Source organism: Chitinophaga pendula, assembly GCF_020386615.1.
Lineage (GTDB): Bacteria > Bacteroidota > Bacteroidia > Chitinophagales > Chitinophagaceae > Chitinophaga > Chitinophaga pendula.
In genome coordinates this window covers 3,197,451-3,221,068 of sequence record NZ_CP077769.1, presented here as the reverse complement: position 1 = coordinate 3,221,068, position 23,618 = coordinate 3,197,451, and the positions used below count along the sequence as shown (strand labels likewise).

Sequence of the window (23,618 nt, the reverse complement as noted above, 5' to 3'; positions counted from 1 at the left end):
CTAACTGGGTCGCTTCAGCTCAATACTGTACGTAAACCAGTCACTACGATAATAACAGATATTATACTCGATCGGCTTCCTGCCGGCATCCAATACCACCCGCCGCCGCTCCAGTATCGCCGATCCCACCGGCACCTGCAATAAAGCAGCCACCTGCTTGCTGGCAACAATCGCCCGGATCTCCTCCTGAGAATACACCGGCACCATATGAAACTGCTCGTCCAGCAGCTCATACAGCGGCCCCCTGAAATCCTCCTGCCCCGTCAATCCCACCCTCGGATGAAAGTAAGACTCAAAGTATACCATCGGCTTCCTACCCGTACTACGTACCCGCTCCAGCCGCACCACAGCACGCTGGGGCTCGATCTCCAGCCGCTTCGCTACTTCCTGTCCAGCCTTCACCACCGATACCGCATGCCGCAGGTCCTTAAATGGAATACCCTTGTCCTCCATCTCGTGCGTAAAACTCACCCAGCTACCAAGATCCGTCGTGATCTTTTTCTTCCGCACCGTCGTCCCAGTCCTTTTCTTCCGCTCCAGCAAACCGTCCTTCACCAGGTTGGCAATAGCCTGCCGCAACGTATTACGGGAAATACCCCATCGCTTCGCCAGGTCCGTCTCCTTAGGAAAAGTATCCCCCTCACGGAAATGTTTATCCCGTATCAGACCACGCAACACATCCTCCGCCTGCTGATGCAACGGCGTTTTACTATCATGATCCAGTAATGGTATATTGTTCATATGTTCAAACATATCACTTTTTGCGAAAAGAAAAAAGAGATTTTGATAAGTGGAGATTTTTTACAGGATCACCTATCTTTGCAAAACACATAAAAAAAGCGGATTACCGTAAATTATTCCCGACGTACCGTGATCGACCAACATCAAGAGAAAATGTCGCAAACACCCCCGTTATTTGTCTGTTACTAACCCTTTTCTTTGTAACAGAATAAATACTTTTACATCGGGATACATGCAAGTCAATTGTGAAGAAAACTAACCGGTATTTTAAGGGCTTTCACCGGCATAACCAGGGTACTGACCGGATCACTATTCATACTCGGATAGAACGGAGATACCTTTGGCCAGAGAAAGAAAAATGACGCTATACATTTTCAGAAACCCTACGGAACTATTGACATTTATTCAATCAACTCATAATTATGCACAAATCCAATAAGGCAGCTATCGGCTTTATATTCGTTACTTTATTGATCGATATCATGGGGTGGGGGCTGATCATTCCGGTAATGGCAGATCTTATCGCAGAATTGAAACATATTCCGGTAAATGAAGCCAGTACCTACGGCGCTATCCTGCTCTCCGTTTTCGCGATCACACAATTCCTGTTCTCCCCGGTCATCGGTAATCTCAGCGACAGATACGGCCGCCGTCCCGTATTGCTGTTGTCACTCCTGGGCTTCGGAATAGACTACATCATATTGGCACTCGCCCCGGCATATGGCTGGCTCTTCCTGGGCCGTATTGTCGCAGGCATCACCGGTGCCAGCTTCACCACCGCCTCCGCCTACATCGCCGATGTAAGCACCGACGAAACCTCCCGTGCCAAAAACTTCGGTATGATAGGCGCCGCCTTCGGCCTGGGCTTTGTACTCGGACCCGCCCTGGGCGCCCTGCTCGCCAGCTGGGGCCTGCGTGCTCCCTTTTACGCCGCCGCCGCACTTTGCTTACTCAACTGCCTCTACGGATACTTCTTCCTGCCAGAATCCCTGTCTAAAGAAAATCGCAGACCTTTTGACTGGAAAAGAGCCAACCCATTCGGCTCTCTCAAATTCCTCACCAGACACCCCGAACTGGGTGGCCTCGCATTGAGCTTCTTTCTCATCTACCTGGGCGCACAGGCCGTACAAGGCAACTGGAACTTCTTCACCATCTACCGCTTCAACTGGTCTGAAAAAATGGTGGGCATCTCCCTCGCCGTGGTTGGCGTACTGGTAGGTGCCGTACAGGCCGGCCTCACCCGCGTCGTGAACCCTAAGATCGGCAACGAAAAAAGTATCTACCTCGGCCTCGCACTATATACCCTCGGCCTCACATTATTCGCCTTCGCCACACAAAGCTGGATGATGTTCGCGTTCCTCGTACCGTATTGCCTGGGTGGTATCTGCGGCCCTTCACTGCAATCGGTGATCGCAGGCCACGTACCGCCCAATCAACAGGGCGAACTGCAAGGAGCACTCACCAGCCTCATGAGCTTTACCACCATCATCGGCCCGCTCATCATGAATGGCACCTTCGCCTACTTCACCTCCGCAAGAGCACCCATACACTTCCCAGGTATACACTTCCTCATAGGAGCCGTATGCATGCTGCTCAGCATCATTATCACCCACAAAGTATTAAGCAGAGAGAAAAAAGACCATCCCGAACTGGCAGATGTCATCAGCGGTAGCACCGGCAGTAGCAACATATAGTTGCTGCCGCCGGCCGCACTGCGGCATATTACCCCGCTGCACAATAACACGGACATCCCCACCATCCCTCATTTCCAACATTCACCACCCCATCAGTCCTCATCCTCATCTCCACCATTCCTCATCTCCACCATTCCTCACCTCCGCTATCCCTCATCCCCGCTATCCCTCATCCCCACCAGCCAACATTTACAGCAGAATCAAAATATTGTTGCTATTTTTGCGTCGATCCCTAATGGAATAGACATTATCCCTATGCGTTTATCTGTATGTTCGTGTTTGCACTCCAATAAAATACGTCTGTCTGTTTTATTTAATGCAATACTACTGCTGTTGGCGATCGCCCAAAACAGCTTCGCTCAAACACCTCCGGCCTCACCGGTGATCACTAGCTTTTCACCCGATCCGGTCTGCCAGGGATACCCTGTCACGATCAAAGGAACTGATTTCGTAGCAGGACAGACAAAGGTCTATTTTGGACAATATCCAGCCACCAATATTCAGGTCCCCGATCCGAATACCATTATCGTAATTGTTCCAGACGTCGCGGTAACAGCACCCATTCATGTAGAAACGCCTGGTGGTAACACGCAAACTAGCACCAGCATTAATATTACTCCCGCACCCCGACCCCTGCTGACCGACAAACGGGGATTTACCAATTGTAGCCCCACTGCCAGTTACGAAATAACTGTCACGAATGCTTCAACGGTCAATGGCACAGGAAATAATTATACCATTGACTGGGGAGATGGGACGTCCACATTCTCTCAGATGGATTGGCCGGCCAATACAACCACTACGCATATCTATACAAGGCAAGGATATTTCACCATCACATTAACCATCGCCCCGCAAAATGGCTGTACCAGAAAGGTTACTTATCAGTTCTATAATGGACAAAACCCGCTGGCGAGTTTTACTACAACAAATCCAACGACCGGACTATGCGCACCTGCCGATGTGGAATTTCAGATCGGTAACTGGTTTAATAATACCCCCGGAACACGATATGAAATTGATTTCGGTGATGGTACACCTTTTGCCGTGTTGCCTCATCCGCTGAATGCAGGCAATACCGTACATCGTTTATCTCACCAGTATGTTTCCTCTTCCTGTCCCAGAACCGATTATACGGCAACCTTGTATGTTATCAACGGATGTTTTACAACTAAGTATACACTTAATCAGATCATCATCAGGAAAAAGCCCCAGGCTAACTTCAGCTTTTCTCCAACTACGCCTTGTATAAATGCAAATGTCTGTTTTAACAACCTAACAATAAATGGTTCCAGTGGTAACAACTGTGAGACATTTACCGACTTTACCTGGGACTTTGGCGATGGAGGGACCTCTACTGCTGAAAATCCCTGTCACAAGTACACCGCCCCTGGTATCTATACCGTAACACTCACAGCATCCAACTTGACCTGCGGGAATAACCTCATCCAGAAACAAGTCACCGTCAATCCCATTTCTCCCGATCCTACCGTTACCTCGCCGGTAAGCTATTGCTTGAATGATCCGGCAGCACAACTCACAGCTACCGGGCAGGGTCTCAAATGGTATGACAGCCGGGGTAACCTGCTGACAGGCGCTCCTACACCGTCTACCAGTACAGCAGGTACTTTCACCTTCTATGTCAGCCAGACATTACCCAATCATTGTGAAAGCAATAAGGTGCCGATTGATGTGATCATCAAACCTCGCCCACAAGCGCCACGTACTGCGCCGTTGAACTTATGCCTGAATCAGGTCGCCACCCCGCTCACAGCAACCGGATCGGGCCTGCTGTGGTATAATGCTAATGCTGGCGGAACAGGAAGTCCCACAGCACCTACGCCTTCTACCACTACCGCTGGAACGATTACTTACTATGTCAGCCAGACAGTAGATGGCTGCGAAGGCCAGCGTGCAGCGCTCACCGTTACGGTCAACAATCTGCCCGTAGCACCCGTAGTCACTTCCCCTATCAGATATTGCCAGAACGCAAGAGCAACCGCGTTGACCGCAACAGGCAACGGCCTCTTATGGTACACCGCTGCTACCGGCGTTCCGGGTAGCACAACCGCGCCGGTTCCACCTACCGCAACACCGGGCACCACCACCTATTACGTGAGCCAAAGTACCGGCTGTGGCGAAAGCCAGCGGGTACCTATCGATGTGATCGTAACCGCCCCGCCGGCAGCCATTATCAACTATCCGGCTACCACATTCTGTAACGTAACGAATACGCCAAATACACCCAATCCCATAGTACCAGTTACCATCACAGGTACACAGGGGGGAACCTTCTCCATCTCCCCGGCTGGATTAAAAATCGACCTGACAACAGGTGCCATCGATCCTGCCGATGCAACACCGGGCAACTATACGATCAGCTATAAAATGACCGGCACAGGTGGATGCCCCGATGTCACCGCGACCACAACCATCCGGATCAATGGCATGCCCAAAGCAACAGTCGCCTACAAGGACCTTTGTACCGCCGATCCTCCCGCCACCGTTACGTTTACAGGCACTAGCGGAGGGACCTTTAGCAGCACCCCGGGACTGTCCATCGACCCAGCTACCGGTACCATCACACCCCGTACCAGTACACCTGGTACCTATACCGTAAAATATACCATCGCCGCATCAGCACCTTGCCCGGGATTCACTACCGATGCCACCGTGACCATCACAAAAGCACCGGAAGCAGGCATCGCCTACCAGCCGGCAGTATTGTGTAATGCGTCTCCCAATATCAACCCGCCGGTAACCATCACCCAAACAGGGGTAAGCGGTGGTATCTACTCCGTCACGCCGGCCGGCCTGACGATAAACCCCACCACCGGTGAGATAGATCCTGCAGGTGCACCGCCAGCAGTTTACACGATCGCTTATACTGTGAAAGGAACCGGTGGCTGCGCCAACGTGACCGCCACTACAACGATCACCATCACTGCCACCCCCATCGCCAGCATCAGCTATCCCGCCATCTGTACCGCCGATGCATTGACCCTGGTCAACATCACCGGTACCCGCGGCGGCGTCTTCAGCAGTACCTCCGGATTGACTATCGATCCGGCTACCGGCACCATCACACCGGGTACCAGCACACCTGGCACCTATACCGTGACCTATAAAATCGCAGCCAATCCGCCTTGTAAAGAATTCGAAACAACAACGACCGTCACCGTAACAAAAGCAGCGACAGCTACTATTGCCTACCAGCCTGCTATCTTGTGTAATACCGCTAATACGCCATCCACGCCCAATCTGCCGGTAGCCGTAACATTTACCGGTACCACCGGTGGATCTTATATCATCGTACCGGCTAACGGGTTGCCTATAGATCCCGCCACCGGCCAGATCAATCCCGCCGGCGCCATACCAGGCGTATATACCATCGGGTATACCGTAACGGGTACAGGAGGCTGCGCCAACTTTAATACGACCACCACCGTTACCGTGATAGCGGCTCCCACAGCTACTATCCGCTACCCGGCATCACCATATTGTAATACACTTAACACACCACAACCGGTGTCGCTCACCGGTACCAGCGGAGGGTCATTTACTGCGCCTGCCGGCCTCGCCATCAATGCAAATACCGGCGCGATCAACCCGTCAGCAAGTACTCCTGGCACCTATACCGTGACCTATAAGATCACCGCCAATCCGCCTTGTAACGAATTTGAAACGACAACGACAGTCACCATCACACAAGCGCCGACTGCCACAATAGCCTATCAGCCAGCCATCGTATGTAACATGCCTAACACACCGGCTAATCCTAACCCGCCGGTAGCAGTAACACATACCGGCACAATAGGAGGGACCTATGCCATCACACCGGCTACCGGCTTGCCGATAGATCCCGCCACCGGCCAGATCAACCCCGCCGGCGCCATACCGGGCGTATATACTGTCGGCTATACCGTAACGGGCACAGGGGGCTGCGCCGATTACAATACAACCACCACCGTTACCGTCATGGATGCACCGGTTGCAGCCATCAGCTATCCGGCGTCCCCTTACTGTAATGCTATTAATACGCCGCAACCAGTATCACTCACAGGTACCGGCGGAGGCGCCTTTACGGCCCCTGCCGGCCTTACCATCAACGCAGCTACAGGTGCGATCAATCCGGCCACAAGCACACCGGGTAGCTATACCGTAACGTATACGATCAGCCCTTCACTGCCTTGCCCTGGCTTCCAGATCACCACCACCGTAGAAATAACGGCAAAGCCTGTACTGACATTCCCGGTCGCTAACCAGTCCATCTGCTCCGGAGAAACAGCCACTTACCTGCCTGCTTCTACGATCGCAAATACCACCTATACCTGGTCCCTGACAGCACCGTTACCGGCCAATATGAACGGCTTGACCGCCGGCTCGCTCACCGGTCCCAACCCGGTACTGTCACTGTCGTACACCAATACTGGTACCACCAGCCAGACACTCACCGTCAGAGTCATCCCCACGAATCCGGTAAAGAACCCGTGCGCAGGAACACCGTTTGACCTGACCCTGGTCGTCAAACCGGTAACGCCTGCACCAGCCGCTATAACCGTGGATCGCTGTATGGGTACTACGCCAGCGCCCTTATCCTTTACACCGCTGCCAGGTACCACCATCAACTGGTACGACGCCGCACAGCAACCGCTGAGCACAGCCCCGGTGATCAATACCACACAGGCAACCCAATACATATACTACGCCAGCCAGACCAACAGTTATGGCTGCGAAAGCCCAAGATCACAGATACGCGCCGTCGTTCACCCTACCGCGAAGATCGTCGCCACCGCTTTCAAACATCCTTCCGCTTGTGGCATACCTTCCGGCTCCATCACCCTCACACTGAGAGATCTGAACAACGGTGCCCTGCCCAATACACCAGTCACCGTACACTTCAAACGCTTGCAGGTAGCCCGTACCTTCTCCGGCATCACTAACGCAGCAGGAGAAGTGACCTTGTCGCTGACTGCAGGCACCTATACTGACTTCTATGTAGAAACAAATGGTCCTTGCGCCTCTCAGCAGATACCAGATGTATTCACGCTAAAAGATCCTACTCCGCCGGCAGCACCTGTAACCGGCTACAACCCGCCGCTTTGTACAGGAATGCCGCTCACATTGACCGCACTCTCCGCCACCAGCGGCCAAGCGGGTAATATCGCCTATGTATGGGCCGGGCCGGCATTCGGCCCCTTACCCGACACCATTCGTAATACCGTAGTCACCTTCCCGTCTGTCAAACTAGCAGATGCCGGTACCTACGCCGTTTACGCGATACAAAACAACTGTATCTCCCAGGCAACCAGCCTCGAAGTCAAAGTGCAACAAGCGCCTTCCAAACCAGTCATCTCTACCCGTACCCCCCTCTGCGTAGGAGACAATCTCTCCTTACAGGCTTTCAGCGCCATACCCGGAAATGGTACATTACAATACTTATGGAAAGGTCCCGGCGCCGGGCTGCCAACAAACACACCTCAAGTGCAGATCAACAAGGTCAGGATAGAAGATGGAGGCATTTATACTGTCACCGTCACCTCACCACAGACAGGTTGCAGCGTCTCAACAGATACCTTGATACAGGTAGGAGGGTACCCCGTCGTACAATTCGCCGAGCAGACACTCAACCTGCCCACCGGATATAAAATGACCTTATCCCCCGTGATCACCAACGCAACCTCACCCAACATAATGCCGATCAGGAACTATACCTGGACGCCCGCAAAAGACATAGAGTGCAAAGACGCCAACTGCGCCTCCGTGATCACCACCGTGAAGAACGATATCTGCTACACCGTCAAAGTCACTAACATATATGGATGTAGCAGCTCCGATCAAATATGTATCAAAACACTTTGTCAGAACTCGCAGGTATTCATCCCTAACGCATTCGCACCAAATGGTAATGTACCGGAGAACAGGATATTTATGGTGAGGTCCACAGGTATCTCCACCGTGAAATCTTTCCGCGTATTCAATCGCTGGGGTAAAATAGTGTTCGAACGTACCAACTTCCCGCCCAATAGCACAGAGCATGGCTGGAATGGTCTGGTCAATGGTAAACCGGCAGATACCGGCGTATACGTATACACGGTAGAAGTGATCTGCGAAAATGGTATCCCTTATACTTATAAAGGTAACGTTACCTTATTCTAATCATATTACGCATGGGACGTTTATATAAAATATGCTGCCTGCTGTTGATAAGCTGTACAATAGCAAAGGTGATCCGCTCACAGGATGTCGGCTTCTCTCAGTTCTATGACCAGCCGTTATTACGCAATCCCGCCTTGGCAGGTATCTTCACCGGCGACGTTCGTCTCACCGGCTCCTACCGCAATCAATGGCAAAGTGTAACCATCCCTTACAGGACCTTCGGCCTCAGCACAGAGGTCAAACTACCGGCCAACATCGCCAGCGACGACAACATAACCCTCGGCCTCCAGCTACTCAGAGATGTAGCCGGCTCCTCCGAATTCAGCACCACCCAGATCATGCCTGCCATCAACTACAGCCTGCCCCTGAGCCGCGAGAAAAATTCCTACTTGTCACTGGGATTTATGGGTGGCATACTGCAACAGCGTTTTGATCCTTCCAAACTGGTCTTCAACGACCAGTTCGTATCCGGAAGTAATGGCACCTTCAGCGTCCTGCCTTCCTCTCGCCAGGTGTTCAACAACACCAGCGTCAACTACTTCGACCTCTCTACCGGTATCAGTTATAATGGCGTCTTCAAAGAAGAAGTGAATTATTTCGTTGGCGTGGGAATGTTCCACATCACCCGCCCTAAAGTCGGCTTCTTCGATGGAAAAACAATCACCCTCAATAGTAAACTGGCCTTAAATGCCGGCCTTTCCGCACCTACCAGCGAAACCGACCGCATCATTCTATACGCCGACTACTTCAAACAATATGGGAAAAACTTCTCACCAGCAGGTATCAGCACCTTGCAGATAGGTGCCATGTTTAGCCGCGATCTCTTCATCGGCGCTGACGAACAGAAATTTACAGCAGGATTGTTATATCGGCTGAATGATGCTATCATCCCCGTTATACAAGTACAGCAAGGCAAATTTGCACTGGGCCTTAGCTATGATGTCAATATCGATAAGCTGGCAGCAGCTGCCCAGCATAGAGGAGGCTTCGAATTGACACTCTCTTTCCGCGACTTCCTTAACAACCGCCTCAGCGAACGCCGTCAATCCCTGTGCCCACGCTTCTAAACCAACACTCACAACAGCCCAGGATACTGCTCCGCTAAAAACGAAAAGATACGCAGCGGTAAAGTGTTCAGATCAGATTGAATAGCCAGACAAATAGATATATGTCCGCCGCGTATCTCCTTTATAAGCTGGTAAAAAGGACCGTACGCAATAACGATATGCCTTAAACCACCACAGTCAATATTGCCTCGCTGCCGGGCTAATAACAATACCGCCGGGTTTACCAACAGCTCTTCGTACTTATCTGTTTCTGCCGCAGAACTATCGGCCGTTTGCTGCCTTTGCTGTAAATACAGATCCCCTGCCTCATAGATGGCAGTATAACGGATCTCAGGAAATTGTTGAAAGAGCGCGTCTACAACAACACGTTTGTTTTGCATAGTAGGATGGTTAAATGAATACGCCTCACAGTACATGGCATACCTTGCAATAATATCAAATAACCTCAAACTTTGCAAATCCCATCGCTAATAACAACAGGGTCTGCCTATCGGTATAAACCAATAGCAGACCCCGTACAAAAGATCGTTTCCAGGATGCCCGTATCAATACCTATCCGCTAACTGGTAGCTGTCTTCATATGGCAGATAAGCAGTACCCCGCCAGCAGATCACATACCTACCGGAACATCTGATATCTATCTATTACAGCGGACAGTTTAAGGTAGGAGGAATACCACAACCAACCAGACCAGTATAACCGGCAATTACACAGTTAGTGTGAGCATAGCTGTTATCATACAACGGACTGTTACCGGTAGAAGCAATGAAATACACAGCGCCAGGCATCTGACGGGTAGTAGTGTAATTAGCGGTAGATACACAACCGGTGTTGCGGCAGGCATTCAACCAAGTGCTAACAGCTACCGGAGCAGTGAACAATGAGGGATCAAGGATACGTTGCTGTACAGTACCATTCGCAGTTTTAACGTTTACCAGCGGCGCTACATGGTAAGACCAGCTTACACAACAAGTACCGGTAGAAGCAGCCAGATTACCATATACAAACAGTTTGTCTGCATCATAACCAGCAGCTAGGATCATCTGACGCATCTTGTGTGCACGTGCATAACAACCGTCAGAAGCAAATTTGAAAGGAATCGGAGCAGCCTTCAACTGATTGAACAGCGTAGTCAAGGCAGCCTCGCTGGGAATAGTAGGCAGCGCTTCTGTTTTAGCAGGAGCCACCAACGCCTGACGATATCTCGCCATCGCCTCATCAGAAGCTGGCTTTACTTTAGCAATCGTTCTGGTGTTTCTGTACACATACACTTCTACCGGAGTAGACTTGTCAATACCAGCTTTCAATAGATCTACATAAGCGCCGTTAGCAGCTTTAGAAGGATCTACGCTGAAAGGTTGAGCAGATTGTAAGAAACCTACCGTTGCATCTTCTTTTCCATTAACGTTGTAGCTAAAAGGAATGTAGTTGCCTAACAATACAATGTCATTGTCAGCAGGAGTGCTGATAGGCGTTTGTTCGCTTTTCTTACAGGATACAATACTCACCACAGTAAGGGCCAGCACTGCAATGAAACCGAGAAATAGTTTTTTCATGTCGGAGTGGATTTGGGTTTTGAACAGTGATTGATATATACTTTCACTAGTGGCTTATCCATGACATATCCGCATACACGCAGATAACAGGTACAAGCCGTTTTGTGCCATATGCAACATTGGGGAAAAAAGGAAATTTGCAATACATCGTCTTACCAGGTAGACTCAATTGTATAGGGCTAACTGGATACTTTAGTTGTTTGGTTGATAAAATATTGTTGTAACCTGACTTCAAGAACAGATATACTGCTCATCGTCGGCCATCGGTTCTGCTCGTTAGATACATGCTCTAGTGATGAAACATCGTTGTTTTTGCTGGTACTTGGATTTCAAAACTTGAATTGCACGGAACTGTTAATGATCGGAAAAAAAATGTCGTATGATTTGGGCTAAGGGTCTTTAAACAATTCTCATCGTAAAGAAAGAGAAAAAAGTAATTGTATCAAAATTTTTATTTACTCACACCTATCGGGATATCGGTACCTAACAAAAAACGGCCCCCCCTCAGGACGCCCGTGCACTATAAATACTTTTCGATCACTAACGCCATAACATATTCCCACTCGCTGCCTCCGGCCTCGTCTCTTTATCAAGAATAAGTGGCTGTACCGGCAATACCATGCGCCCGTCTGTGACATTATATTTTTTGCCGTCAGCAGGAATGATAACCAGGTACCACAGATGCCCGAATGGCCCCGTGATCCGGTAACCAGTGCCCAATACCAGCAATTTACCGTCAGGCGAAAACGTAGGCGCCACCTCCACCTGGTCACTGTCCGTCACCTGTGTCAACCCACTCCCGTCAACATTCATTATCCAGATATGTTTTCCGCCGGCAAAAGCTAACTTACTTCCGTCCGCACTCACAACCACATCCTCCCATTCCTCAAAGTTCATTTGCGCCACCAGGTTGGCTTGTGTGAAGGTCTTATTCGTCCGGTATTCCAGGTCGGCAATGTAGTGATGATGATCAATAAAGCAAAAGAATATGGATTTATCTGATGACAGCCGCCAGCTGCTCAAATACCCGGGCTACGATCTCCGCTCCCGGATCGGGAACATCCTGCAGGATCGCCGCCGGTAAATAGGAAGAACGGCCAAATTGTGTATGCGTGATGCTTTTAGTGTGCTCCGCACCGGCACGTGCCCGCGCCGCCACCGTAGCCAGCGAGGCATGTTGTGCTAACGCCGTAAGCGCCGGCTCCAGCGCATCCACCATCGTACGGTCCCCGGGCTTCGCTCCGCCCAAGGCCTTCATTTGTGCTAATCCCGCTACCAAAGCCTTTCGCCAGTCGGGATCCACCGTATAGGCATTGCCGGCAGCCGTAAATAATATCGATAACAACACGCCGCTGGAACCTCCGGCTTCCCTCGCCAGCAACCGCCCTATCGTTAGCAACAAAGCGCCGGTATCCGCAAATGGTAACTGATCTCCCTGCGCCAGCAACCGTTTGCCCGCTAACGAAAAAGTAGAACCGGCATCACCGTCGCCTACCTTACCATCCAATGCATTGATCGCTTCTTCCGAATCCACCAGCAACTGCCCAATCACCTGGATAACCAACTGCACAGCCGGTTGCACCGAGGGCGCAAAAGCATGAATAGGAGGAAGGGTAGGGGCCTCCACCTCCTGCGGGGCAGAAAAAGCATGCAGCTGCCAGTGCACAGGTGCCGCCGGCGCCAGCAACGCCCGCTCAATAGTATCATCCAGCAATACCAGCGACACAGAAAAACCGTTCATATTGATAGAAGACATAAACGCTCCGGGCCCCGTAATGTACACTACCTGCTCCGCTAACGCCGTCTTACGGAAAGATTGTACCAACAACTGCATCTCAATAGGGCTCACACCGCCCATATTGTTCAACAACATCGCATACCGCCCGTTTGCTGCGGGCAGATAACCAGCCAATACCGTCATTGCCTGCGACATCAGCTGGTCCGCAGCAGCATAGGGTACTATCGCCGCCCCGGGCTCGCCGTGTATGCCCAACCCCAATTCCGCCTCTTCCGCACCCAGCCGCGGAGCATGCGCCCTGCCCGGAAGAGCACACTCCGTCAACGACAACCCGATAGAGATCGTCCGGTCAATAACACCTTGCGCAACAGCTGCCACTTCCTCCAAAGATCGCCCCTCCTCCGCCAGCTGCCCCGCTACCTTATGCACGAACAGCGTACCTGCCAGCCCCCGCCGGTTAACGTCCTTCCCCAACGCAATATCATCGTTCACCGTCACCGTCGCTACCTTATAACCCAACGCACGGGCCTGCTCCGCCGCCAAGCCGAAATTCAGACGATCCCCCGTATAGTTTTTGATCACCAACAGGCAGCCCGCAGGCCCCGTAACCGCCAGTATAGCCGATAATACCGCATCTACAGAGGGAGACGCAAAGATATCCCCGCATACCGCCGCCGTCAGCATCCCCTTCCCCACAAAACCAGCATGCGCAGGCTCATGACCCGAGCCGCCTCCCGATACGATCGCCACCCGCGACTTATCCCAGTCACGACGAAGCACCACCCGCACTGCCGGGAAACTCCCGAGCTTCGCTAATAAAGGATTCGCCAATAACCCGTCTATACTTTCATGGACGATCTGATCACTTTCATTGATGAAAAACTTCATAGTCGCTTTTTCACAATTTAATAAAAATCATCACCGCCACATCACCTCCGGTAGCGTCAAAAAATAAAAGCCTCCTTGTCCAAATAACAGCCGCCCCATTCGTCATAGTAACAATGGCACAACGCCGCTATTAGATCAACATTCTTTAATCACAAGGTATTTGTATGAAAAAAATACTGCACGTCATGTCCAGCCCAAGAGGCAGCCTCTCTTTCAGCATCCAGCTGGGAAATGTCATCGTCAGCAAACTACAGGCCCGCTATCCGGACAGCATACTGCTGGAAACAGACCTCACCAAACGCCCACTGCCGCACCTGGATGACGACCACGTAAGTGCATTCCTCACACCAGCCGACAAAAGAACACCTGCCCAACAAGCAAAAAACAAAGAATCCGATCAGGTCGTACAAGAGGTCATGGACGCAGATATCATCGTGATCGGCGCCCCCTTATACAACTATGGCATACACTCCTCCCTTAAAATATGGATCGACCACCTCATAAGAGTCGGCCTGACATTCCGCTATACTGAAAATGGCTTCGAAGGCCTTGTAAAAGGGAAAAAAACCTACATCGCCATGTCCTCCGGTGCCGTATATTCCGATGGCCCCATGCAATCATACGACTTCGTAGTACCCTATCTCAAAGCAGTACTCGCACATATCGGTATCACAGACATCACCGTCGCCAGAGTCGAGGGCACCGCCATCCCCGGCATCAAAGAACACGCCTGGGAAAAAGGATGTAATGCCATCGAAATATAAAATGGAAAGCTGTTTAACAAGGTCAGGGCTGTAAGAGATCGTCGTTGTAATACCTCATGTAACAGTCGGATATAAAGGATATGCTGTTGTTATAAACGCCATAATCGGGAAATCCCCCTGGTAAAAGGGTTAAATAATGTTAAATTAGCAATCTTGTAACCCAGTCTGGCAGATATTTGCGTCTAACTAAAACCAACCAACCATTATTTTTATGAAGAAAAACATCGTGCTATTAACAGCCGCCCTGGCCGCTTGTACAAGCGGTCTGTACTCCGCCGCAAATGCCCAGCAAAAGAACGCTAAAGAGGTCTCCCTAAAAGAATACCTCACCGACCCCTCCACAGGACTAAAAACAGGGGGCGTACAGGTCATCCCGATCAAAACACCCAAAGGCACCTTCAACATATGGACCAAACGGGTGGGCAATAACCCCACCATCAAAATGCTCCTGCTCAATGGCGGCCCCGGCGCCACACACGAATATTTTGAGTGTTTTGAAAGCTTCCTCCCCGCTGAAGGCATCGAATTCATCTACTACGATCAGCTGGGCTGCGGCAACTCCGACAATCCTAAAGATACCTCCCTCTGGGACCTGCCCCGGTTCGTAGAAGAAGTAGAACAAATACGCCAGGCCCTCAAACTCGATAAAGACAATTTCTACCTCCTCGGTCACTCCTGGGGCGGGATCCTGGGCCTCGACTACGCCCTCAAATACCAACAACACCTCAAAGGATTGATCATCTCCGATATGATGTGCAGCGCCCCCGACTACCAGCGATACGCCGATGAAGTACTGTCCAAACAACTGGACCCTCAGGTGCTCAAAGAGATCCGTGACATCGAAGCAAAAGGTGATTTCGAAAATCCCCGCTACATGCAACTACTCATGCCTAACTTCTACGAAAAACACATTTGCCGTATCCCGGTAGCACAATGGCCGGAACCACTCAGCCGCTCCTTCTCCAAGATCAATCAATCCCTCTACGTTACCATGCAGGGGCCCAGCGAATTCGGTATCTCCGGCAAACTGGAAAAATGGGATAGAAAAGCAGACCTGAAAAAATTGTATGTCCCTGTTCTTACGATCGGTGCCAAATACGATACCATGGACCCCGAACATATGAAATGGATGTCCACGCAGGTACAGAAAGGAAGCTTCCTCTATTGCCCCAATGGCAGCCACGCCTGCACATACGATGACCAGGAAATATATATGAAAGGCCTCATCAAATTCGTAAAAGCAGTCGATAATGGCAAATCCAAAATAACCTACTAAAGGAACACACCCTCTTAATCCAATACATGATCGTATGCCGCGCATTCTGCTGATGCTATCCTTACTCTGCACAACAATCGCCCATGCCCAGGTCAACTATGGCAACAACAAAGCTGCTGGCCATTACCTCAACACCAGAGGGATCAAACTGTATTATGAATCCTACGGACAGGGAGAACCATTGATATTGATGCACATCAATGGCGGCTCCATCAAATTGTTTGAACAGCAGATACCTTTCTTCGCCAAAAACTATCGGGTCATCGCCATCGATAGCCGCGCCCATGGTAAAAGTATCGATACCAAAGACTCCCTCAGCTTCGAAATGATGGCCGATGACCTCAATGCACTCATGGATAGCCTGCACCTGAAAAATGCCAATATCATTGGCTGGAGCGATGGCGGCATCACCGGTCTTGTAATGGCCATGAGATATCCCGAAAGAGTCAAAAAACTGATCGTATCAGGTCCCAACCTCTGGCCCGATACCACCGCTATCGTACCGTTCGTTTTCCACCTGATGCAACAAACCGTCGACAGTCTCAGACAGGCGCCGCCAACAGCAGAAAACAAAAACACGATAAAAGTGGTCAGCCTCGACCTGCTACATCCTCATATCTCCCTCCGGCAGCTGCATAGCATCAAAGTACCTACCCTCGTCATCGGGGGAGACCACGATGCTATCCCCACCGCTCACCTGGTAGAAATATACAATAACATACCCAACGCTTACCTCTGGATCTCACCCAATACCAGTCACTTTGTAGCCACATCCCGCAAAGACGAGTTCAACCGCAAAGTAACTGACTTCCTGCACCAACCCTATCATAAAATAGAAGGGATCAAAATACTGGAATAACAGGACCCGGCCGTAAACGTATATGCCAACAGGATGCTATATTTGTTTGATGAAAATCAAATAAATATAGCACCATGGCAAAAAGACAAACAGCACAACCCACGATTCATCCCTCCAGCTTCAAATTCCTGGATACCCTGGCGCAAAACAACAATAGAGAATGGTTCAACGCCCATAAAGACCTATACCTCGAAGAACTGCAACGCATAGAAACATTCGCCGACGCCCTGCTGGCAACACTACATACACACGACCTCATCGAAACACCCTCCGGCAAAAAAAGCCTCCATCGCATCTACCGCGATACCCGCTTCTCTCATAATAAAACACCGTACAAAATAAACTGGAGCGGTGCCTTCAAAAGAGCAACCCGGCAAAGAAGAGGAGGATACTACTTTCATATCGAACCGGGCAATACCTTCATCGCCGGCGGCTTCTGGGGCCCCGTACCGCAAGATCTTAAACGCGTACGCGACGACATCGCCTTCGATCCATCCCCCCTGAGGAAAATACTGAAAAGCAAAACTTTCATCAATACATTCGGTACCTTAAAGGGAGAACAACTCAAAACAACGCCCAAAGGATATGACGCAACACACGAAGCAGTCGACTTATTACGTTATAAACAATTCCTGCTCATCAGAAGATTTTCTGATGACGAAGTACTAAGCCAACATTTCCTCGAAGAAGCCGGCCGCACCTTCAAAAACATGCGCCCCTTCTTCGATTACATGAGCGATGTACTTACAACAGGCCCTAACGGAGAAGAGGCTTAACCCTCGCCGGAACCCTTTCTACTCACAAACAATTGCATATGATATACCGTACGCTACTTTCAGGGATAACAGGATGCCTGTTCATACTGATGACCATCTCAGCCTCCGTATCCGCACAAACCGGACAACCGGATGTAACCGATGTCACCACCAGCCTGCGCAACTGGCTGAAACACCTGGACAACGACTTCGATAAATACTTCACCCGTGAAAAAGCCGACGACCTAGGCCGCTATTACGCCGATCTCAAAAAAGACCTGACCGACTACATGAAAGCCAGGAAAAAACTGTCAGATAGCTTGTTCAGGAACAATATCGCACCGGGTAAAAAAGATCCGCAGCACCTCGAAATGCTGAAAGAAAAAATGAGTGGCATCATGGGCCACATGAGAGGGATAACAGACCTGGCCAACAACGACCTCCGCGCAGAGGGAGATAAACTTAACAACCAACTCTATGAAGTACTCTACGGAGATGGAAAACGTTACCTCTCCAACCTGGAAGGTTTCCTCGATGGATACGATGTCAGCAAAAAAGACCTGGCCATCGATGGCAGTGCCTACTACGACCGCCTGGGAGAATGTATCACCCTGATCTCCTCCATCCAAAGTAAGATCGACCGTAAAAAGAAATAAAACATGTCGTACATAAAAAAGCCCAGCTGTAAATACTTACAGCTGGGCTTTTTTTTATGGGGATCATCTTACACCTCCTTCGCGCGCCGCTGACGGATAAAATGTTTGATCTGCTCCTCCACCTCGAACATAGAAAGGTGTTTGGCAATGATCTTGCCGTCAGGCCCCAGCAGGAAATTATAAGGTACCCCGCTGATATGATAAGTGTCCTTCAGCCACTGCCGGCCACCACCAAGTACATTGGTCCAGCTCATATGCTCATCCCGCAACAACCGCCGCCAGCTCCGTGTATCCGGCTCCGCTACCGCAATGGAGATAACGTCAAATTGCTCATTCATGAAGGTCTGGTGCAACCGCAACAAGGAGGGAAGCTCCGACCGGCAGGGACCACACCAGCTACCCCAAAACGTCACCAGCAACAACTTACCCCGGAAGGCAGACAGGCTATGAGAACGACCCGCACTGTCCGGCAACGAAAAGTCTTTTAGCATCGCGCCGGGCTCAATAGGAGAGCTGTTTGACAACGCATTGGTAAAAGTAACATAAGCAGGCAACCGCTTCACCGCCTCACCAAACTGGCCCGCATATCGCTGTAGCTCATCCACCGAAAAGTCAGGCATATGGCTATACAACAAATCAAAAGTAGCCGCACTACCGGGATAACGCTGACAGAACTGGCTGATCCGCTGCTTCCGCTGCGCCACCAGCCGGTTATACTTCGCCAGCGCCCGCCGCAGATTACTGGGGCGCTCAATCGGCGCCGAATCCTCCTCCCAGTTGAACGCCTGACTCAATGCCACCAACTCCGGCGTATTCCCACGCATCACCAGTAACTCCACCGGCTTACCGCCCGCATCCACGGCACTTAACTGCACCTGCTCCGCATCTGCCCTATCCCCAGCTACCGTGATCGTCGCATTCTCCAGGTAAAAGGAAGGACTTGCCGGCACCAACGTATCCCGCCTATACACCAGCATCGCTTCCAATGGCTCCGCCAACACCTCCCCGGCATAATCCAACACCCCATCCCTAGGCATCCCCACCGGCAACAACCGCCCGCTGGATAACAAATGCAGGAACAGCGTATCCCTGCCTCCGCCATTGATAGCACCGCGCAATACATAACCGCCGCGTTCCCGCTGGCCGCAAGCCGACAGCAGAAATAACAGCATAACCATACCTGAATAGTAAAAACAGAGGACAGATAGCCTCCGGTATAACAGATGTTGCATAACGTGTCGGGTTTTCTTCATCGGTACAAAAACAACCGTGTACCGCTTCTTATAGTTAATATCCGGAATTTTCCCGACAAATGAAAGCTTCCGGTCACAGAAAATAATTTTTGGAAATGACCGATCGGTCATTATCTTTGTGTCGTAAATCATCTGAAGTTGACAAAAGCAGAACAAACCAAACAGCTCATCATAGAAAAAACCGTCTCCCTCTTCAATACCAAAGGGATCGCGGCCACCGCCATGAGCGACATCATGGATGCCACAGGTCTCGCCAAAGGCAGCCTATACCTGCATTTTGAAAACAAAGAAGAACTGAGCTACAGCGTAGTCGACTACAGCCTGCAACTCCTCTCCGAAAAACTATTCTTCATCGTCAATAAAAGCAAAACACCCAAAGCCAAACTGCTGGCCCACATCCAATTCTTCAGCGATCCACTGCACCCACCCGTCACAGGTGGCTGCCCCATGATGAACTTCGGCATGGAAGCAGATGATACCAATCAGGTCATCAAAGAAAAGATCAGATCATTCATGCAGAATGGTATAGATGCCATCGCCGAAACCATCCGCGAAGGCATCCGCATCGGCCAGTTTAAACAAGACTGGAACGCAAAAGAATTCGCTGTCAAAATGTTCGCACTCCTCGAAGGAGGCATCATGATGTCTCGCATCATAGGCAACAACGAAGCCAGCAAAACAATCGTGGGCATCCTGAAAAAAGAAATAGACGCACAAACAATATAATTTTTTTGCCTAGAAAGTGACCGATCGGTCACTTTAGGTGGTGGCAACACCGGCAGATGGCGCCCCCGTCAGCACGGACAGGCCCCCCCGTTTCATTACAATACTAAAAAATAACACAAACATGCAACAGCAAAAAGTATGGTTCATCACCGGCGCCTCCAAAGGCTTCGGCTTCGAAATCACCAAAGCTGCACTGGCCGCCGGCCACAAAGTAGCAGCCACCGTTCGTACCAAAGCAGACCAGGTAAAAGCAGCCTTGGGAAATAACCCCGACCTAGAGATCGTACAACTCGATGTTACCGACAAACCCGCCATAGAAAAAGGCGTACAGCAGGCAATCAACCGCTTCGGTCGCATCGATGTACTGGTCAATAACGCCGGCTATGGGCTGCTGGCAGCAGTAGAAGAAGCCACCGACGCAGAAATGCACCGCCAATTCGATACCAACGTATTCGGCTTGCTTAACGTCACCAGGGCCGTACTGCCTTTCATGCGTAGCCAGCAGACAGGCCATATCATCAACATCGCATCCCTCTTCGCCTATGGTATCAACGTACCGGGACTGGGATTGTACGCCGCCACTAAATACACCGTAGAAGGGATCTCCGAAGCACTCGACCTGGAACTAAGATCACTGGGCATCCGCGTCACCTCCGCCGCACCAGGCCTCTTCAGAACCGAATTCCTGGCCAGCGACTCCTATGTCAACACCAGCAACCCACTACCGGCATACGACGCCACCGTCGGACAAACACGCAATAACACCACCTTCTATCATGGCAACCAACCGGGAGACCCGGCTAAACTGGCCCAGGTCATCCTCCTCGCCGCCAACAGCGACAATCCGCCCGTACACCTGCCCATTGGTCCCGATGCCATCGCCCTCTTCCGCGATAAAACCGCCAGCAAAGAAGCAGAGATCGCAGCTTGGGAAAAAATCACCAGCGATACTAACTTCACAACTACCGCTCATGTATAAACGATAACTGATGGCCATACCTATCCTATAATACAACTGGCAGGGTCAAACCAATAGTAACCTTTAACCAGTCCGCATAAACACCACAGCCCGGGTATAATGCCCGGGCTGTACCATTGATAGCTGGGTATCCACCGAAGTCACCCCCGGCATCAAAAAATAATTCAATAAATTAGTGGAGAAATACGAAGTATAAAAAGTACTGGCCAAACATATACTGGGTAAATAAAGGGACTTAAACAACCGGATCAAACGAACTAAAATAGCTTATTTGATCCAGCTGTTTGTAAATCAATATGTTAAGTGGTGTTTCACGCAACATTATGAAAATGAACAGATTGCTTTTTATATGTACTGCGTAATGTACTGATTGTAATTGTCTTATCTCCTCAGGTCCACCTCTCCCTTAATTAACCTATAGCTCTCCTGTATCATTCGTATAAGCTAGACCGTCTCCCCAAATAATACCTGCACATCCACTCGCTGTCTGATCTGTTCCGATAACAAACCCAGCTCCCGGTATACCTGCTCGAACAGGAAAGGTCCCATACTCACCCGCTTCACGCCCAGCTCCTGTAACGTACGCACATCCGCTAACCCCGGAAGCGCCATCACATTGATGGGTAATGGGCAATGATCTACCACCACTGCAATGTCCGCGGCAGCCCGGATACCGGGCAGAAACAATCCGTCCGCACCTGCAGCCGCATAAAGCGCTGCTCGCCGCAACGTCGCCGCCTGCTTGTCCGACACGTCAAGAAAATAAGTATCACAACGAACGTTGATGAACAGATCGATCTGCGCAGCCAATAATTTGTCTCTTAACAACCCGAGCTTTTCTGCAAACACTTGCGCGTCCTGTAACACCCGCCCGTCAGCAGTTACCTGCGAATCTTCCAGGTTAATACCCACCACACCGAGTGTAGCAAGCGCCGCTACATTCGCAAAGATCGCGTCCGCCGTACGGCCATAACCCATCTCCAGGTCCACCGTCAAGGGTAGGGGAGTAGCTGCCGCAATACGGCGTATCACAAACAGGTAATCCGTAAATGGCATATCCTCACCGTCCGCATAACCCAGGCTTTGTGCCACCGCCGCACTTGAAGTAGCAATAGCACGATACCCTTGCCGCTCCAATACCTGCGCACTCGCAGCATCCCAGGCATTCGGCAATAATAATAAAGTAGATCCCTCATGAAGGGAAACAAAAGTGGAATAACGTGATGTCATAATGAGTACAGTTGAAATGATACAATACCCCAAAATTAACAGCCACTGTTCAGCAGGAATTGTACATAACGGAACTGCCTAACCGTTACTAAGTGCTAAAGAGACAGGAAAAGTTTCATGCGTGTAGTTGGAAGGAGTAGTGCCGGTAAATGATCTGAACTCCCGGATGAAATGAGACTGATCAAAATAACCACAGTCATAGGCAATAGATGTCAAAGAATGCTCACGCTTAGCTACCAGCTTAAGACTCAGCTGAAAACGATTGATCTTGTGATAGAACTTCGGTGTAAGTCCCGTATACTGTAAAAATAATTTCTGTAAATAGCGCGGCGTCACATCATACCGGCATGCCAACGTTTTAATGTTGTCCTCCAGAATGTCCTGCTGCAACTCCTTCACCACCTGGCCGATCATACGGATATGCTGCTCCCGCCGCTCCGCCTCCAGCAACCGGTGCTGCAGAAAATGCTCCACCATCGCCACCCGCTGCTCCAATACCTGCTCCTCCAGCAACCGCTGATGCAAAGCATTAACGTCAGCACCCATCAGATCCCGCGCATCCGCCACCTGGTCATTCAATACCGATAAATGCTCCCGGAAAAAACAAGCCGCAGCATGCACATAGAACTTAATACCCAACATCTTGTTATTACCTTGCGCCTGCACCGACAACGGCCGCGTGATCTGCCCCCACAACTCTATCGGCGGCGTCTGGTGAAAAACACCGTTCACCGCCGACTGCCAGGTACCTTCCCCCAAATTGAAGATCACTTCCATATTCCCGCTGGGAAAAACAATGTCCTGCATCGATGCCGATGTCTCCGACTCAAAGTAGTAGTAACACTTGATATACGGCCGTAAACGCTCTCCGGGTGAAAATTCCTGGTATCTCATGACTATATAAAAATAAGCAATTACAACAGACAGATCGCAGCATTGTACAAAACGGAACAATCCCCCTGATAGAAATAATTTAGGGCATTTGTACTAATTCGTATTTATTTAGTACATTTGTACTAAATTGAACCGCCGTGAATACCACCGCAATGCACAAACCGGAAGAAGAAAGGGACGCCCGCGAAAAAGAAGAACAGGAAAGACAGGCAGCAGAAGATAAACTGCCCCTCTATAAAAGGTTAAGGAACGCCGTACTACCCGTAAAACCAGGCGATCCCTTCACCGTCAAGCTCCTGAAACATACCGGCTTTGCCGTTTTTGCCACCATCTTCGGCCTCGTCACCCTCGCCATCACCCTCGCTATCTCCTTCGCCCTCTGA

19 protein-coding genes are annotated in these 23,618 nt (G+C 50.4%); 11 read left to right on the top strand and 8 right to left on the bottom strand.

Going from position 1 to position 23,618, the window contains the following annotated elements; translation table 11 throughout:
* Positions 1-741: a GntR family transcriptional regulator gene (locus KTO58_RS11385; RefSeq protein ID WP_095841603.1), complete on the bottom strand. Its 741-nt coding sequence runs from the start codon at positions 739-741 to the stop codon at positions 1-3.
* Between the two features lie 422 nt (positions 742-1,163).
* On the opposite strand from KTO58_RS11385, the gene KTO58_RS11380 reads away from it, so the two are divergent.
* The 3 genes from KTO58_RS11380 to KTO58_RS11370 all read left to right on the top strand — a co-directional run bounded on the left by KTO58_RS11380 (position 1,164) and on the right by KTO58_RS11370 (position 9,661).
* Positions 1,164-2,435, top strand: coding sequence for a TCR/Tet family MFS transporter (locus KTO58_RS11380; protein WP_095839241.1), 1,272 nt, complete (start codon positions 1,164-1,166; stop codon positions 2,433-2,435).
* A gap of 255 nt (positions 2,436-2,690) precedes the next feature.
* Positions 2,691-8,594, top strand: coding sequence for an Ig-like domain-containing protein (locus tag KTO58_RS11375; protein ID WP_095839242.1), 5,904 nt, complete (start codon positions 2,691-2,693; stop codon positions 8,592-8,594).
* Between the two features lie 11 nt (positions 8,595-8,605).
* Positions 8,606-9,661, top strand: coding sequence for a PorP/SprF family type IX secretion system membrane protein (locus KTO58_RS11370; RefSeq protein WP_095839243.1), 1,056 nt, complete (start codon positions 8,606-8,608; stop codon positions 9,659-9,661).
* Positions 9,662-9,669: 8 nt separating this feature from the next.
* Here the strand turns inward: KTO58_RS11370 and KTO58_RS11365 are convergent, their stop codons facing one another.
* From KTO58_RS11365 to KTO58_RS11350, 4 genes are all read right to left on the bottom strand, one after another.
* Positions 9,670-10,041: a hypothetical protein gene (locus tag KTO58_RS11365; protein ID WP_157753024.1), complete on the bottom strand. Its 372-nt coding sequence runs from the start codon at positions 10,039-10,041 to the stop codon at positions 9,670-9,672.
* Between the two features lie 264 nt (positions 10,042-10,305).
* The gene (locus tag KTO58_RS11360; protein WP_095839245.1) at positions 10,306-11,217 is read right to left on the bottom strand and encodes a protein-glutamine glutaminase family protein; all 912 of its coding nucleotides are present in this window, start codon (positions 11,215-11,217) and stop codon (positions 10,306-10,308) included.
* Between the two features lie 540 nt (positions 11,218-11,757).
* Positions 11,758-12,240, bottom strand: a complete 483-nt coding sequence (locus tag KTO58_RS11355) for a TolB family protein (protein ID WP_095839246.1) — start codon at positions 12,238-12,240, stop codon at positions 11,758-11,760.
* Positions 12,212-13,843: a dihydroxyacetone kinase subunit DhaK gene (locus KTO58_RS11350; RefSeq protein WP_095839247.1), complete on the bottom strand. Its 1,632-nt coding sequence runs from the start codon at positions 13,841-13,843 to the stop codon at positions 12,212-12,214. Before KTO58_RS11350 ends, KTO58_RS11355 begins: the two co-directional genes overlap by 29 nt.
* A gap of 164 nt (positions 13,844-14,007) precedes the next feature.
* Here KTO58_RS11350 and KTO58_RS11345 point away from each other — a divergent pair, with 164 nt between their 5' ends.
* From KTO58_RS11345 to KTO58_RS11325, 5 genes are all read left to right on the top strand, one after another.
* Positions 14,008-14,607 carry an FMN-dependent NADH-azoreductase gene (locus tag KTO58_RS11345; RefSeq protein ID WP_095839248.1) on the top strand — a complete coding sequence of 200 codons (600 nt, stop codon included), beginning with the start codon at positions 14,008-14,010 and terminating at the stop codon, positions 14,605-14,607.
* 211 nt (positions 14,608-14,818) lie between these two features.
* Positions 14,819-15,883: a proline iminopeptidase-family hydrolase gene (locus KTO58_RS11340; protein WP_095839249.1), complete on the top strand. Its 1,065-nt coding sequence runs from the start codon at positions 14,819-14,821 to the stop codon at positions 15,881-15,883.
* A 34-nt stretch (positions 15,884-15,917) separates the two neighbouring features.
* Positions 15,918-16,742, top strand: a complete 825-nt coding sequence (locus KTO58_RS11335) for an alpha/beta fold hydrolase (protein ID WP_095839250.1) — start codon at positions 15,918-15,920, stop codon at positions 16,740-16,742.
* Positions 16,743-16,816: 74 nt separating this feature from the next.
* Positions 16,817-17,518: a DUF2461 domain-containing protein gene (locus KTO58_RS11330; protein ID WP_095839251.1), complete on the top strand. Its 702-nt coding sequence runs from the start codon at positions 16,817-16,819 to the stop codon at positions 17,516-17,518.
* A gap of 38 nt (positions 17,519-17,556) precedes the next feature.
* A complete protein-coding gene (locus KTO58_RS11325) occupies positions 17,557-18,153 on the top strand; it encodes a hypothetical protein (protein WP_095839252.1) in 597 nt (198 codons plus the stop codon).
* A gap of 68 nt (positions 18,154-18,221) precedes the next feature.
* On the opposite strand, the gene KTO58_RS11320 is transcribed toward KTO58_RS11325, so the two are convergent.
* Positions 18,222-19,325 (bottom strand): TlpA disulfide reductase family protein, encoded by a 1,104-nt coding sequence (locus KTO58_RS11320; RefSeq protein WP_157753025.1) that lies wholly within the window; start codon positions 19,323-19,325, stop codon positions 18,222-18,224.
* 219 nt (positions 19,326-19,544) lie between these two features.
* Between KTO58_RS11320 and KTO58_RS11315 the strand changes: the two genes are divergently transcribed.
* Entirely contained in the window at positions 19,545-20,132 is a 588-nt protein-coding gene (locus KTO58_RS11315) for a TetR/AcrR family transcriptional regulator (RefSeq protein ID WP_095839254.1), read from the top strand.
* A 121-nt stretch (positions 20,133-20,253) separates the two neighbouring features.
* The gene (locus tag KTO58_RS11310; RefSeq protein WP_095839255.1) at positions 20,254-21,111 is read left to right on the top strand and encodes an oxidoreductase; all 858 of its coding nucleotides are present in this window, start codon (positions 20,254-20,256) and stop codon (positions 21,109-21,111) included.
* A gap of 444 nt (positions 21,112-21,555) precedes the next feature.
* Here the strand turns inward: KTO58_RS11310 and KTO58_RS11305 are convergent, their stop codons facing one another.
* Together KTO58_RS11305 and KTO58_RS11300 are read right to left on the bottom strand one after the other, a co-directional pair.
* Positions 21,556-22,341, bottom strand: a complete 786-nt coding sequence (locus KTO58_RS11305; RefSeq protein WP_095839256.1) for an isocitrate lyase/PEP mutase family protein — start codon at positions 22,339-22,341, stop codon at positions 21,556-21,558.
* Between the two features lie 78 nt (positions 22,342-22,419).
* Complete coding sequence (locus KTO58_RS11300) at positions 22,420-23,235, bottom strand: helix-turn-helix domain-containing protein (protein WP_157753026.1); 816 nt, start codon at positions 23,233-23,235, stop codon at positions 22,420-22,422.
* Positions 23,236-23,372: 137 nt separating this feature from the next.
* Here KTO58_RS11300 and KTO58_RS11295 point away from each other — a divergent pair, with 137 nt between their 5' ends.
* Positions 23,373-23,618, top strand: a complete 246-nt coding sequence (locus KTO58_RS11295; protein WP_157753027.1) for a hypothetical protein — start codon at positions 23,373-23,375, stop codon at positions 23,616-23,618.

Coding starts and splice junctions, on each gene's coding strand:
- KTO58_RS11375 (WP_095839242.1), top strand. CDS start 2,691: ATGCGTTTATCTGTATGTTCGTGTTTGCACTCCAATAAAATACGTCTG.
- KTO58_RS11300 (WP_157753026.1), bottom strand. CDS start 23,235: ATGAGATACCAGGAATTTTCACCCGGAGAGCGTTTACGGCCGTATATC.
- KTO58_RS11350 (WP_095839247.1), bottom strand. CDS start 13,843: ATGAAGTTTTTCATCAATGAAAGTGATCAGATCGTCCATGAAAGTATA.
- KTO58_RS11325 (WP_095839252.1), top strand. CDS start 17,557: ATGATATACCGTACGCTACTTTCAGGGATAACAGGATGCCTGTTCATA.
- KTO58_RS11370 (WP_095839243.1), top strand. CDS start 8,606: ATGGGACGTTTATATAAAATATGCTGCCTGCTGTTGATAAGCTGTACA.
- KTO58_RS11320 (WP_157753025.1), bottom strand. CDS start 19,325: ATGCTGTTATTTCTGCTGTCGGCTTGCGGCCAGCGGGAACGCGGCGGT.
- KTO58_RS11380 (WP_095839241.1), top strand. CDS start 1,164: ATGCACAAATCCAATAAGGCAGCTATCGGCTTTATATTCGTTACTTTA.
- KTO58_RS11340 (WP_095839249.1), top strand. CDS start 14,819: ATGAAGAAAAACATCGTGCTATTAACAGCCGCCCTGGCCGCTTGTACA.
- KTO58_RS11385 (WP_095841603.1), bottom strand. CDS start 741: ATGAACAATATACCATTACTGGATCATGATAGTAAAACGCCGTTGCAT.
- KTO58_RS11310 (WP_095839255.1), top strand. CDS start 20,254: ATGCAACAGCAAAAAGTATGGTTCATCACCGGCGCCTCCAAAGGCTTC.
- KTO58_RS11305 (WP_095839256.1), bottom strand. CDS start 22,341: ATGACATCACGTTATTCCACTTTTGTTTCCCTTCATGAGGGATCTACT.
- KTO58_RS11360 (WP_095839245.1), bottom strand. CDS start 11,217: ATGAAAAAACTATTTCTCGGTTTCATTGCAGTGCTGGCCCTTACTGTG.
- KTO58_RS11365 (WP_157753024.1), bottom strand. CDS start 10,041: ATGCAAAACAAACGTGTTGTTGTAGACGCGCTCTTTCAACAATTTCCT.
- KTO58_RS11345 (WP_095839248.1), top strand. CDS start 14,008: ATGAAAAAAATACTGCACGTCATGTCCAGCCCAAGAGGCAGCCTCTCT.
- KTO58_RS11335 (WP_095839250.1), top strand. CDS start 15,918: ATGCCGCGCATTCTGCTGATGCTATCCTTACTCTGCACAACAATCGCC.
- KTO58_RS11330 (WP_095839251.1), top strand. CDS start 16,817: ATGGCAAAAAGACAAACAGCACAACCCACGATTCATCCCTCCAGCTTC.